Origin of the sequence: Peribacillus frigoritolerans (genome assembly GCF_030676415.1) — a bacterium.
GTDB classification, from domain to species: Bacteria; Bacillota; Bacilli; order Bacillales; family DSM-1321; genus Peribacillus; species Peribacillus frigoritolerans_A.
The window spans coordinates 45,169-57,240 of sequence record NZ_JAUUTW010000033.1; the positions used below are offsets into that span (position 1 = coordinate 45,169).

Here is a 12,072-nt window from a genome sequence, read left to right on the forward strand (position 1 = left end):
CTTCTCGACATAATAAGCCTATAGTTGCAGTGAGATTTGCAGAAACCTTAAAAAATTCGATTTTGGCTGGCGAACCCCGGGAGATATTGTAAAAAAAAATGTCAGTTAATGCCGAATAATTTCTTGGCATTTTCCGTTGTTGCCTGGGAAACTTCCTCTATTGTGAGTTGTTTTATTTCTGCAATTTGTTCAGCAACAAGCTTCACATACGAAGGTTCATTACGCTTCCCTCTATAAGGATGGGGAGCCAAGTATGGACAATCGGTCTCTATCAGTAAACGGTCTAAAGGTACGGCTGCTGCCACTTCCTTTGGTTTTTTTGCATTCTTGAAGGTCACAGGGCCACCCAATGAAATATAAAAATTCATATTGATGCATTCCAAAGCCGTTTCTGCACTTCCGCTAAAGCAATGCATGATGCCTCCAACCCTTGATGCCTCTTCTTCCTTTAGTATGTTCACGATATCCGCGGTCGCTTCCCGATTATGGATGATAATGGGCAGCCCCACCTTTTTCGCCAATCGGATTTGCTTCCTGAACACCTCCATTTGAACATCTTTCGGTGATTTATCCCAATGATAATCCAGGCCCATCTCACCAATGGCCACAACCTTTGGATGGTTGGATAATTCCTCGATCCATTGTAAGTCCTCTTCTGTCATATCTATAGCATCGACAGGATGCCAGCCGACTGCGGCATACATGAAATCATAAGCTTCTATCAATTCCATTGCCCTTTTAATAGTAGGCCGGTCAAAACCAACAACTACCATATTATTGACTCCTGCTTCCTTAGCTCTTTCTATTACGTCTTCGAGATCCTCGTTGAATTGTTCCGCATTAACATGTACATGTGTATCAAATAACATTATTTTTCTTCCTTTCTAGCACTATTTTATAAAAAAATGAAAGTTTTATGTTTCACATTTAGGTAACAAACAGATTACAAAGGACCTTATATGCCCAACAAATAAATGCAGGACCAAAAAATAAACCTGTTATTCAATTACTTTTTCCAAAATCATAAAGAAAAAAACATAAAAATGTTTCATATGAAACACCTTTATGTTTTCATCGGTTTATTTCACCTTTGAACCATTTGGAATCGATGAATCTATTGTAGCGACTGAGAGCACACCATCCTGGCTTCCCGCCAAAATCATTCCTTGAGAGAGCTCGCCACGAAGTTTAACAGGTTTCAAATTCGTTACGCATATCACTTTTTTGCCTACTAAATCTTCGGGTTTATAGTGCTGTGCAATGCCTGATACGACTTGCCGTTTCTCATAACCCAAATCAAGCTGAAGTTTAAGAAGCTTATCCGCCTTCTTTACAGGCTCAACTTCCGTGACCTGAGCAACACGAAGCTCCACTTTTGTAAAGTCATCAATAGTGATTTCATCAACCTCGGGAATCGTCTCTTCCACTTTTTCCTCGGCCTTAGGGGCATCCCCCTGCATTTGTTCTTTAATATATAAAACTTCCTCTTCCATATCCAAACGAGGGAAGATCGGGTCTCCCTTCAAGACTTTTGTTTCAGCAGGAATTTGACCGAACTCCGCTAAACTGTCCCAGGACTTTAACACATCATCTTTGATGCTAAGCTGAGCAAAGATTTTTTCCGGTGTTTGCGTCAAGAACGGTTTCAAAAGGATTGCCGTCCTGCGTAATGATTCCGCCAAATGAACCATGACACTAGCAAGGTCTTCTTTCCTTGATTCATCTTTAGCAAGAGTCCATGGCTGGGTCTCATCAATGAATTTATTAGTTCTGCTCACGAGTTGCCAAATGGATGTTAGTGCAACTGAAAATTCCATGTTTTCCATTGCTTCCTCATACTTGCCTACCGTATCTTGGTTCATTTCAAGCAAAGCCTTTTCGAATTCGCCATTGGATCCTCCGTAATTCGGAATCACACCATCAAAATACTTATTGACCATTGCAACTGTTCGATTTAATAAATTCCCTAAATCATTTGCCAGGTCAAAATTGATCCGTTCCACAAACCCTTCCGGTGTAAATACTCCATCGGAACCAAAAGGTACTTCACGCAATAAATAGTAGCGTAAAGAATCCAAACCGTAACGATCAATCAATGTAACGGGATCCACTACATTCCCTTTTGATTTGGACATTTTACCCTCTTTCATGAGAAGCCATCCGTGGGCAAAGACTTTCTTTGGAAGCGGCACGTCAAGAGCCATTAACATGATCGGCCAATAGATTGTATGGAAACGAACGATTTCCTTTCCGACCAGATGTACATCGGCCGGCCAATAATTCAAGTATTTAGAATCATTATCCGTTCCATACCCTAATGCCGTTATATAATTGGTCAAAGCATCAATCCATACATAAATAACATGCTTTGGATCTCCCGGCACCTTGATGCCCCAATCGAAAGTAGTACGTGAAACGGCCAGATCTTCCAATCCAGGCTTGATGAAGTTATTGATCATTTCGTTTTTGCGGGATTCCGGTTGAATAAAATCCGGGTTTTCCTCATAAAACTTCAGTAACCGATCCGCATATTTACTCATCTTAAAGAAATAAGATTCCTCTTTCACCTTTTCAACAGGCCTGCCGCAATCGGGACAGTTTCCATTGCTTTCTTCCACCTGACGTTCCGTGAAGAAAGATTCGCAAGGTGTACAATATAATCCTTCATATTGGTCCAAATATATATCACCCTGGTCCAATAGCCTTTTGAAAATCTTGGCTACGACCTCTTTATGGCGATCTTCCGTCGTCCTGATGAAATCATCATATGAAATATCAAGCTTTTCCCAGAGCTCTTTAATCCCTGATACGATATTATCTACATATTGCTGTGGAGTGATTCCTTCCTCAGCCGCTTTACGCTGGATTTTTTGACCATGTTCATCAGTGCCTGTTAAATACATGACATCGAAGCCACGCATCCTTTTATAACGAGCCATGGCATCCCCTGCCACTGTCGTATACGCGTGCCCTATATGTAAATTACCACTCGGATAATATATGGGTGTCGTGATATAGAATGTTTTTAATTTATCTTGCACTTCGTTCCCTCCTCATCTTTTGAAAAACGGCTTTAGGACTGACCCAAGCCATAAGACTATATTTAAGCTATTATCTCTATTTTAACGCTATATACAATTCTGCGCGACAATAATCACTAATCTAATCAACATGTTAATAGAATAAAAAAATTATAAGCAAATCTCATTTTCAAAATAAGGGTCCTGAGCGTGAACTTCCCTTATGTCAGCATTACCTCTTACCTCAACAAAATATACCTAAATTTCTTTTTTTGTGCAACAACTCACATATTCGTAAACTTTTTCAGAAAATTATCCTTAATTCAGAACTTTTGTTTTGAAACTAAATGATATTTAATCATATAATAGTGAAGTATGTTTTTATATGCACACTTTGTCGAAATGTGGTGAAGTTAGTAGTTCTTTGTATCCTGCTATTTCGTTACTTTTAAAGACATAACCGATTTTTTCTCTTTAAAAGCCTTTTTATCACACGGAATGAGCCATGCTATTTCTTACAAAAAAATGAAAATAAATCATTGACGAATTTGGGAATGGCTGGTATTATAAATTTATAAAAAAATTTGTCGAATAATGGCGAAAAAAATAGAAATAGGGTACTAGATTGTAACTGAGAGGAGAATTTATAAAAATGAAATCTACAGGTATTGTTCGTAAAGTTGATGAGTTAGGCCGGGTGGTTATTCCAATCGAACTTCGTCGTACATTGGGTATCGCTGAGAAAGACGCTCTTGAAATCTATGTTGATGATGAGCGCATCATCTTGAAAAAATACAAACCAAACATGACTTGCCAAGTTACAGGTGAAGTTTCCGATAACAACCTTACACTTGCTAATGGTAAATTGATTCTTAGCCGTGAAGGTGCAGAATTACTTATTCAAGAAATTCAACAAAACTTCACTGCTTCTAAATAAATGATATAAAAAAACTTCCGGTCTTCGGAAGTTTTTTTATGTTTATTATTATTGTATATCAATGTGATACGCTTGATATACATCACGTTTTTGCATATTGCGATCTTTTGCGACCTGCTTGATTGCGTCCTTTGAAGTGAACTGCTTGGTTTCCATATAATGATTAACATGACCGACGATGTCAAGGGCCATCCACCAAGCTTCTTCAGGTTCATCCTCCGACCATTGCCCACCTTCTATTATTAAACAGAACTCACCGCGGATTTCGGATTCCATCGCCCACGTCAATGCTTCACTCACAGTCCCCCGAATGAACTCTTCAAATTTCTTGGTTAATTCGCGGCATAATACTATACGACGGTCACCTAAAATTTCATGCATATGTTTCAACGTTTCTTTCAATCGATGTGGCGATTCATAAACGATCCAAGTTGATTCCATTTTTTTTAATTTTTCCAGTTCCTGCTTTTTTTCTTTTGCTCCCCGTTGTAGAAAGCCATAAAAGTAAAAAGGCTGCGGAATCAGTCCAGATGCGATCAATGCAGTTAATGCAGCATTGGCCCCCGGCAACGGGATGACTTTAAAATGTTCGGCAATGGCATCTTTGACCAGTTCATATCCCGGGTCGGATATCGTCGGCAAGCCAGCATCACTTACCAATGCGATGACCTCTCCAGATCGAAGCCTCTCAAGCATTTGCTTCCCGCTATATTCCTTATTATGTTCATGGTAACTGACGATAGGTGTCGAAATTTCAAAGTAGTTGCATAATTTCTTCGTATTTCGCGTGTCCTCAGCAGCAATGACATCCGCTTCCTTTAAGATTCTTAAAGCCCGGAAACTCATATCCTCAAGGTTTCCTATCGGTGTAGGAACCAGATATAGAGCTGGCTCCAATCCTTCTTTTTCAAAACTCTTTTGCTGCCACATATCATGTATCCTCCTTTGCCATCCACTTTTGCTTTTGTTTTCTTGTTAATTGCTTAAATTTATATTCAGCCTGCATGGCCAATGTCCGTGTTTCGAATAATTCATGATAAATCAGTTCAACCGGGGTCCGGCCTCGTGTATACTTTGCACCCCTGCCTTGATTATGAGCATCGATCCTACGGTGCAAATTATTTGTATACCCCGCATAATAGCTGCCGTCCCTGCATTTCAAAACATAAAAATAATGCTTATTCCTCTCCATATAAAATCCTTCTGATTTCCGGGTTATACTCATTTTGATCATTATATACAACAAGCGGAGGAAGAATCTTCAAATCAGGGTTGCCGTCCTTAATCCCTTCTATAAGAATCGTATTCGCTTCTTTTGAACTCTTCGGATAAACGAATTGCAATCGCTTCGGTTCAATTCTGTACATCCTCATGAAATGCAGGATATCCATCAGACGGCCCGGTCTATGAACGAATGCAGCTTTCCCACCTTGACGCAGCAACTGACTTGAAACACGAATGACGTCCTCAAGATTACACATTATTTCATGTCGGGCAATTGCAAAGTGCTCATTTTTGTTAATTTCCTCGATAGATGGCGTCGGGAAATAGGGTGGATTGCAAGTAACGACGTCATATTTGCTATACCCTATCTGTTTTGGAATTTCTTTTATATCCCCATGAATCATCTCGATTTGGGAGGATACGCCATTATAGTCCATGCTCCTCTGGGCCATGTCATATAACCGCTCTTGAATTTCAACACCGGTAATTGTCCCTTTCGTTCTTGTACTCAGCAGCAAAGGTATGACCCCATTACCTGAGCAAAGATCTACGATTTTCCCTTTTTGGATCGGTACATTTACGAATCTTGATAATAAAACGGCATCTAATGAAAAAGAGAACACCGATGGGCTCTGGATGATCCTTAAATTCTCAGCCAATAGATAATCCAGGCGCTCATCTCCTTTAAGTTCTACCATTGCTGTTACCCTCCTAATCATGTATGGAAAAAGCATGTTTAGGGACCATGCTTCTACATTACTATCGTACAAAAAGGGGTCTGACTCATAGTATGCGTCAGACCCCGAATCACTATATATTGTAAACGGTCTATCTATCACGTAAAAGAGATGGAACATCTTTTATATTATTCCATTATCACTTCTTGTTTAAAAAAGATAAACAGAACAGGCAATCCCCTTCTTTTCGTAAACTGCCAAAATGCAGATTGCAAATATGAAAGCCTTCTTGATAGATACGGGCTAAATTATCATAGCCTTCCCCGATATCCATAACCTTGTCCGTACTTGCCGTACGGTTTTTCACTTTTTGTTTGACCTTTACTGCTGCGGGCGCACTTTTGACTTCCACAAGGCCCAACCGATGGCGCAAATGCTCGTTCTCCAGCTTGAGCGACTGATTTTCCTCAAGGATTTCAGCTAAGTTCTGCTTCAATTCTCCAAGCTGCTTATATAATTGGCCTATCTGGGTTTCCATATTGGTCACCGACTCAAAAATATCTTTCTTATCCACGCTCTCCCACCACCTTAATAATCTGTGGCTTGAATAGAAACGGCTCCCTCTTTTAGAATCTCATCTAGAGTATACTCTAATACTCTTTCTTGCTCGATTAGTTCAATCTGAAGTACGCGTTCTAGAATATTAAGCCCCACTACCTTGCCTTTGCCACCAGGCGTATTAATCATTTCACCTAAATCAGGAAGCATTTCCTTCGCACTTTCATACTCATCATTTTCATATTTCAGACAGCACATCAATCGACCGCATAAACCTGAGATTTTTGTAGGGTTTAATGATAAATTCTGATCCTTCGCCATTTTGATGGAAACCGGTTCAAAATCTCCAAGAAATGTGGAGCAACAAAGCATTCTGCCACAAGGTCCGATGCCACCAAGCATCTTTGCCTCATCCCTTACCCCAATTTGGCGCAGTTCTATGCGAGTTCTGAATATGGCAGCTAAATCTTTGACTAAATCACGGAAATCCACGCGACCATCCGCTGTAAAATAAAACACGACTTTATTTCTGTCGAAAGTATATGACACATCAACCAGCTTCATATCAAGCTTATGCTCCACAACCTTTTGACAACATATAGAGTAAGCCTCTTCTGCAGCCGCCTTGTTCTCGTCTACAATCAGCTTATCTTTAGCATCAGCGACCCGAAGTACTTTTTTCAATGGCAGGACAACATCGTTTTCATCTACTTGTTTACGGGCTGTAACGACTTTACCGAATTCAACACCGCGGACAGTCTCCACTATTACAAAATCGTCCTTAGGAATAGCGAATTCACCCGGATCGAAGTAGTATATTTTGCCCGCCTTTTTAAAACGGACACCTACAACATCATACAAATCATGATCCCTCCTGCAAATTCAGCACAAGCTGTTCCATCAACAGCTGTGGATTCGTGTTGGACATCAGCTTCCTTTTTGCTTCCAAAATGCAACCCATATGTTCAGCAAGGCGTCTTGGGGAAAGATGAAGAGCGTGAGTTTCAAATTCCTTCAGTTTATTTTGGAACACAACGAAGTCCTTTTTGTCCAACTGAATGTATAATAAATCCTTATATATAAGAAGTAACAAATCAAGACCTCTGTCAACCTGTTCTCTTTCTTTAAAGTGTGTGAACCAATCCTCCTGAAGGTACAGCAATGCCTTCAAGGAATTAAGTTTTAACACTTCATATAATTTTACCACTATTTTTTGAGCTTGTACAAACCATTCATCATGGCTAAGCTCGATTCCAGCTTCCACATTCTGTGTTATGTGTGCGATAACTGAAGCTAGCTGTGGCTCTAACTCCTGTTCTATAAGCTTCCGTTTCACATTCTCCGGAGATAATGGCTTGAACGAAATCACTTGGCACCTTGATAATATAGTCGGTAGAATCCTCTGAAGCTGTTCAGTCATCAATATTGCTACAGTATCAGCCAAAGGTTCTTCTAAAAATTTCAATAGACTGTTGGCTGCCCCCACCGACATTTTGTCCGCATCGGCAATCATATAAACCTTCCGATCTGCCTCTACGCTTTTTTTCGAAAATTCTTCCTGAAGGCCCTTAATTTGTTCTTTCTTTATTGAGAGACCGTCTCTTTCTATCAAATGGACATCAGGATGATTCCCACTTGAAATCCGTTTGCAATTCCGACAAAGTTCGCATGGCTCATAACCTGCTGTCGGGGCTTCACATAGTAAGCTTTTGGCAAAGGCATTGCTTATCTCCTGCTTACCTGTCCCTTTTTCCCCTTCAAATAAATACGCATGAGCCACCCTGTTCTTCGTTATGCTATTTTGCAGCATCGTCATTACCTGCGGCTGAATTTGACTCATGTCCTGCCATGTTTTATCCAAAACCATCAACTCACTTAAGTATATAAATTAATCAGAAGACCTTTAATCTCGCCAATCATTTCTAATATTTCAAGCGAGCTTTTCTCTTTATTAAGAATTTCCTCGCTTAACTCAACTAATCTTGCATCTATCGTTTCCACGGTTTTCAACGGCCGGCTCTGTCCATATTCATTCCAGCTCGTGGATTGCTTCAGTTCCAGTCCATCTTCAACCGCTTCTTTAACAAACCGTTTAACCAAGGCTTTATATTTTGCCAATTCCCTAAAAGTACGTGACCTTACTAAACGCTGACCCGCCCCTTCAATATCGACTATCAAACGGTTTAATATTTGGATTTGCATCTTTTGATCCTGTGTCTGGACCATTTGTTGAAATCTGCCATTTCCGGTTTGAAACGGTTTGCCATCCTGACGCGATTTATCCAGCTTAATAGGGATATCATGGTTGATTTTCATAATGAACCTCCCTGAAACTAACCGTTAAAATTGCAAAAAGTTTTCAACCGGCAGAACAAAAATGGTCGCACCGCCTACTTGAATCTCCACTGGATAAGGTACATAGGACTCGGCATTCCCGCCCATCGGTGAAACCGGTGATACTAATTGGGATCGTGACTGACAATTCTGTTTGATGATCTGGATGGCTTGGTCAACACGTTCATCCTCTGTGCCAATCATAAAAGTCGTATTACCTGATTTTAAAAACCCGCCAGTGCTGGCTAGCTTGGTCGTTCCGAAATTATTTTCCACTAATTCATTCAGCAGGCGATGACTATCCTTGTCTTGAACGACAGCAATGATCATTTTCATTTTCATCATCCTCCGGTTACTCTGAATTTACTAACTCCATTATAGCAACTAGTCCTTGCCTGGAATAGTATTGGTTGACTAATATGGAAACCTATTTCCTGCTTTCGCTAAAAAATTCAACAAGCTTGCTTTCGTTTCCTCAAGGACTTCATCTATTGTCCGGCCTGCATCCACGATAATGAAACGGTCTTTCCATCTATTTATAATGAACTGATATCCCTCACAAACTTTTTCATGGAAGTCGAGGGCTTCAAGATCCAGCCGGTTCACTTCCCGTTCCCCATTGGATTGGATACGTCTCAATCCCTCTTCTGGGTCGATATCAAAAAAGAACGTGGCATCTGGCATCATATCTCCAATTGCGAATTTATTGATATTGTAAACTTCTTCTATATCCAAACCCCTTGCATGCCCCTGATAGGCTAACGAGCTATCTATAAATCGGTCACAGAGGACAATTCCCCCTCTTTCCAACTCAGGCATGACCACTTCCACTAAATGCTGACGCCTTGCTGCTGCGTATAATAAAGCCTCTGTTCTCGGGTCCATGGCTGTATTATCTTTATTAAGGATCACTTCCCTAATTTGCTCCGAAATGGGAACTCCCCCTGGCTCACGCGTTAATAGTACTTGATAGCCTTCTTGTTGCAGAGCCTTGCCAAGCATTTGGGTAATTGTTGTTTTCCCGGCACCCTCAGGCCCTTCCATTGTTATAAAAATACCACGTTTCATCGATGTACCTCCAAGGTTCTTTGTTTCTAGTATATCATTTTAACCAGTCTGCCCGCTTTCATAAACGATCAATTCTCCGTTTGAAAGGGAGGAACCGCCATGAAACCTTGATCCCAGTTCCAGCAGTCTCCTTAAATTGGATATATGTTCAGGAGTAATCATTTCCCCGGACATAATTAAAGGGATGCCCGGCGGATAAGGAATGACCATCTCGGCAGATACCTCACCCACTGCTTTCCGAAATGCGACAGGTTTTGATTTACTATGCTTCATGACGGAGTATGGCATTTCAAGTCCTGTCATTGACCTTCCATCTGGCCAGAGGACCCCAAGCTCTGCTTCCTTGTTTCCAGTTCTGGCTTCAGTGGCACTTTTTATAGTTTGAACGATTTCATGAAAAGGAAATTCGGCACCCATTTTTAATAAGGGTAAAATCATTAATAAATTATCAGGATCAGCCAATTCCGTAAAAATACCTTCGGCTTCACATAGCTGCTGTAACTCAAACCCGCTTAAACCATTTGTTGATTGAATGACTACTTTCAATGGGTCTGCCAAGGTGCCTGGTGGCGCCTCCAGCACCCTTACTGTTTGGAGGGCACCTAATTCCCCTCTGAAGTCTGATATCTTTTCAATAAGGGATCTTTTATCTTCTGATGTGAAAGCGGCTAAGTAGGCCCTGGCCAAGTCGAGCGATCCCATAATTGGGTAAGATGGACTGCTCGACTGAAGCATTTGTAAATAGAATGATACTTGATCGACATCAACTAAGGATGAATTCACATGAAGAAATGACCCCATTGTCATAGCCGGCAGTGTTTTATGAGCTGAATGGACAACGGCATCTGCCCCTGCCGAAATTGCCGGCTTAGGAAACGGACTTCCTAACTGAAAATGAGCGCCATGTGCCTCGTCCACCAGCACAGGAATCCCCTTTTGATGTGCGAGTCTTACCATTTCGGTCAAGTCTTCACCAAGACCATAATAATTAGGATAGGTAACAATGATGGCTTTTATATCTGGATGTACACTTAAGGCTTCTTCAATTAATTTTGATCCTACACCCCCAGCAATGCCCCATTTCTCATAATAAGATGGTTGTAAAAAAATCGGTTGTACATTCGCTAACATCAATCCATGTAAAATTGATTTATGGCAGTTTCTTTGGACAAGGACCTTATCACCTTCCCGGCAGGTAGCAAGAATCATGGCAATGTTGCCTACGGTTGACCCATTAACCAGAAAATAACTCCGCTTTACACCATATAGATCAGAGAGTAGTTGCTCGGACTTTAAAATGGCGCCCTCTGGAGCATGCAGGTCATCTAAACCGCTTATCTCCGTGGCATCAATACCAAGCAGGGGGTTGTATAAGGCTTGGCCCTTTTTATTAAATACCCATCCATTTTTATGCCCTGGGACATGCAGAGATATTGGGCTTTTTTTATGAAAAGCACTCATTGCGTCGAACAACGGTGTCTGTGACTGATTCATCTTCTCTTCCCTCATATCATAGTATTTTTTCATTTTATCAAATAAGTTCAATTTTATCTCATATTGCGTCGACAGAAAGGCAATTATGCATCTCCGAACAGTCTATTTGGAGGGAACATACAGAAAGAAACATGGGAGCATGTTGCCAAGCATTCTTCTAAAGTACCAAAAAAAGAGTCAGAGAATAAAGAAACACACCATTTCTTTATTCTCTGACTCTTTAACTTTCCACAAACTATTTTTTCATGAAAATATTTCAGGATTAGTGATTTTTCTTAATTGCTTTAAGTAATATTGGTACTTGGGATCGTTCGTATCCGTCCCGATCATATCCCTTTCGCATTCCTCACAAATAAAAGTCGTATATAGATGTATACCCATCCCTTTTATTTGTTCACAAACCGCGCACGTTTCCCCTGCCGTTGTTTTGGTTGTTGTTGTCCCCAACATCTCCACCTCCATACCTGCATTCTCCCCAAAAACCATTGTTCGCATACATTAATTTAAATAGTTTAAGAGAACCGGGGATGCTTTTAACAATGTATGATGAAGAATTTCAATACGTGTATGTCTTTATAAAAGTTTCCATAATTGATAATCCCTTTATATCCAATGATTTTTCTTTGCATTATGCAAAAAAAGACCAGCCGGATGGCTGATCTTTTTAAATGGCTTGGCGGCGTCCTACTCTCACAGGGGGAAACCCCCAACTACCATCGGCGCTGAAGAGCTTAACTGCCGTGTTCGGAATGGGAACGGG

General features: G+C 40.6%; 14 protein-coding genes and 1 rRNA gene. 1 reads left to right on the forward strand and 14 read right to left on the reverse strand.

Annotated features, from left to right (window positions below):
* Window positions 1–101: 101 nt before the first annotated feature.
* Together Q8G36_RS23410 and metG are read right to left on the reverse strand one after the other, a co-directional pair.
* On the reverse strand, window positions 102–869 hold the full coding sequence (locus Q8G36_RS23410) for a TatD family hydrolase (protein WP_305162162.1): 768 nt from the start codon (window positions 867–869) through the stop codon (window positions 102–104).
* Window positions 870–1,079: 210 nt separating this feature from the next.
* On the reverse strand, window positions 1,080–3,041 hold the full coding sequence (metG, locus tag Q8G36_RS23415; RefSeq protein ID WP_305162161.1) for a methionine--tRNA ligase: 1,962 nt from the start codon (window positions 3,039–3,041) through the stop codon (window positions 1,080–1,082).
* 631 nt (window positions 3,042–3,672) lie between these two features.
* Between metG and Q8G36_RS23420 the strand changes: the two genes are divergently transcribed.
* On the forward strand, window positions 3,673–3,957 hold the full coding sequence (locus Q8G36_RS23420; protein ID WP_048689982.1) for an AbrB/MazE/SpoVT family DNA-binding domain-containing protein: 285 nt from the start codon (window positions 3,673–3,675) through the stop codon (window positions 3,955–3,957).
* A 48-nt stretch (window positions 3,958–4,005) separates the two neighbouring features.
* Here Q8G36_RS23420 and rsmI read toward each other — a convergent pair whose 3' ends face one another.
* The 12 genes from rsmI to rrf form a co-directional block, all read right to left on the reverse strand.
* The gene (gene rsmI / locus Q8G36_RS23425) at window positions 4,006–4,887 is read right to left on the reverse strand and encodes a 16S rRNA (cytidine(1402)-2'-O)-methyltransferase (RefSeq protein WP_305162160.1); all 882 of its coding nucleotides are present in this window, start codon (window positions 4,885–4,887) and stop codon (window positions 4,006–4,008) included.
* A gap of 1 nt (window position 4,888) precedes the next feature.
* A complete protein-coding gene (locus Q8G36_RS23430) occupies window positions 4,889–5,149 on the reverse strand; it encodes a GIY-YIG nuclease family protein (RefSeq protein ID WP_305162159.1) in 261 nt (86 codons plus the stop codon).
* Complete coding sequence (locus Q8G36_RS23435) at window positions 5,136–5,879, reverse strand: tRNA1(Val) (adenine(37)-N6)-methyltransferase (RefSeq protein WP_305162158.1); 744 nt, start codon at window positions 5,877–5,879, stop codon at window positions 5,136–5,138. The genes Q8G36_RS23430 and Q8G36_RS23435 overlap by 14 nt, the downstream gene beginning before the upstream one ends.
* A gap of 178 nt (window positions 5,880–6,057) precedes the next feature.
* Entirely contained in the window at window positions 6,058–6,396 is a 339-nt protein-coding gene (yabA, locus tag Q8G36_RS23440; protein WP_370694106.1) for a DNA replication initiation control protein YabA, read from the reverse strand.
* Window positions 6,397–6,446: 50 nt separating this feature from the next.
* The gene (locus Q8G36_RS23445; protein WP_061440314.1) at window positions 6,447–7,277 is read right to left on the reverse strand and encodes a PSP1 domain-containing protein; all 831 of its coding nucleotides are present in this window, start codon (window positions 7,275–7,277) and stop codon (window positions 6,447–6,449) included.
* A 1-nt stretch (window position 7,278) separates the two neighbouring features.
* Window positions 7,279–8,283 carry a DNA polymerase III subunit delta' gene (gene holB, locus Q8G36_RS23450; protein ID WP_370694105.1) on the reverse strand — a complete coding sequence of 335 codons (1,005 nt, stop codon included), beginning with the start codon at window positions 8,281–8,283 and terminating at the stop codon, window positions 7,279–7,281.
* 8 nt (window positions 8,284–8,291) lie between these two features.
* Window positions 8,292–8,732 carry a YaaR family protein gene (locus Q8G36_RS23455; RefSeq protein ID WP_305162155.1) on the reverse strand — a complete coding sequence of 147 codons (441 nt, stop codon included), beginning with the start codon at window positions 8,730–8,732 and terminating at the stop codon, window positions 8,292–8,294.
* Window positions 8,733–8,756: 24 nt separating this feature from the next.
* Window positions 8,757–9,086: a cyclic-di-AMP receptor gene (locus Q8G36_RS23460; protein WP_061440312.1), complete on the reverse strand. Its 330-nt coding sequence runs from the start codon at window positions 9,084–9,086 to the stop codon at window positions 8,757–8,759.
* Between the two features lie 78 nt (window positions 9,087–9,164).
* A complete protein-coding gene (gene tmk, locus Q8G36_RS23465; protein WP_305162154.1) occupies window positions 9,165–9,818 on the reverse strand; it encodes a dTMP kinase in 654 nt (217 codons plus the stop codon).
* 39 nt (window positions 9,819–9,857) lie between these two features.
* Window positions 9,858–11,312 (reverse strand): aminotransferase class I/II-fold pyridoxal phosphate-dependent enzyme, encoded by a 1,455-nt coding sequence (locus Q8G36_RS23470; protein ID WP_305162153.1) that lies wholly within the window; start codon window positions 11,310–11,312, stop codon window positions 9,858–9,860.
* Window positions 11,313–11,555: 243 nt separating this feature from the next.
* Entirely contained in the window at window positions 11,556–11,774 is a 219-nt protein-coding gene (locus Q8G36_RS23475) for a sigma factor G inhibitor Gin (RefSeq protein WP_305162152.1), read from the reverse strand.
* A 209-nt stretch (window positions 11,775–11,983) separates the two neighbouring features.
* Window positions 11,984–12,072, reverse strand: a 5S ribosomal RNA gene (rrf, locus tag Q8G36_RS23480); the annotation flags it as partial.

Bases quoted from the DNA above. Each gene is read 5' to 3' on its own strand.
- Q8G36_RS23410 (WP_305162162.1), bottom strand. From the start codon at position 869: ATGTTATTTGATACACATGTACATGTTAATGCGGAACAATTCAACGAG.
- Q8G36_RS23420 (WP_048689982.1), top strand. From the start codon at position 3,673: ATGAAATCTACAGGTATTGTTCGTAAAGTTGATGAGTTAGGCCGGGTG.
- rsmI (WP_305162160.1), bottom strand. From the start codon at position 4,887: ATGTGGCAGCAAAAGAGTTTTGAAAAAGAAGGATTGGAGCCAGCTCTA.
- Q8G36_RS23430 (WP_305162159.1), bottom strand. From the start codon at position 5,149: ATGGAGAGGAATAAGCATTATTTTTATGTTTTGAAATGCAGGGACGGC.
- Q8G36_RS23435 (WP_305162158.1), bottom strand. From the start codon at position 5,879: ATGGTAGAACTTAAAGGAGATGAGCGCCTGGATTATCTATTGGCTGAG.
- yabA (WP_370694106.1), bottom strand. From the start codon at position 6,396: ATGGAAACCCAGATAGGCCAATTATATAAGCAGCTTGGAGAATTGAAG.
- holB (WP_370694105.1), bottom strand. From the start codon at position 8,283: ATGGTTTTGGATAAAACATGGCAGGACATGAGTCAAATTCAGCCGCAG.
- Q8G36_RS23455 (WP_305162155.1), bottom strand. From the start codon at position 8,732: ATGAAAATCAACCATGATATCCCTATTAAGCTGGATAAATCGCGTCAG.
- Q8G36_RS23460 (WP_061440312.1), bottom strand. From the start codon at position 9,086: ATGAAAATGATCATTGCTGTCGTTCAAGACAAGGATAGTCATCGCCTG.
- tmk (WP_305162154.1), bottom strand. From the start codon at position 9,818: ATGAAACGTGGTATTTTTATAACAATGGAAGGGCCTGAGGGTGCCGGG.
- Q8G36_RS23470 (WP_305162153.1), bottom strand. From the start codon at position 11,312: ATGAATCAGTCACAGACACCGTTGTTCGACGCAATGAGTGCTTTTCAT.
- Q8G36_RS23475 (WP_305162152.1), bottom strand. From the start codon at position 11,774: ATGGAGGTGGAGATGTTGGGGACAACAACAACCAAAACAACGGCAGGG.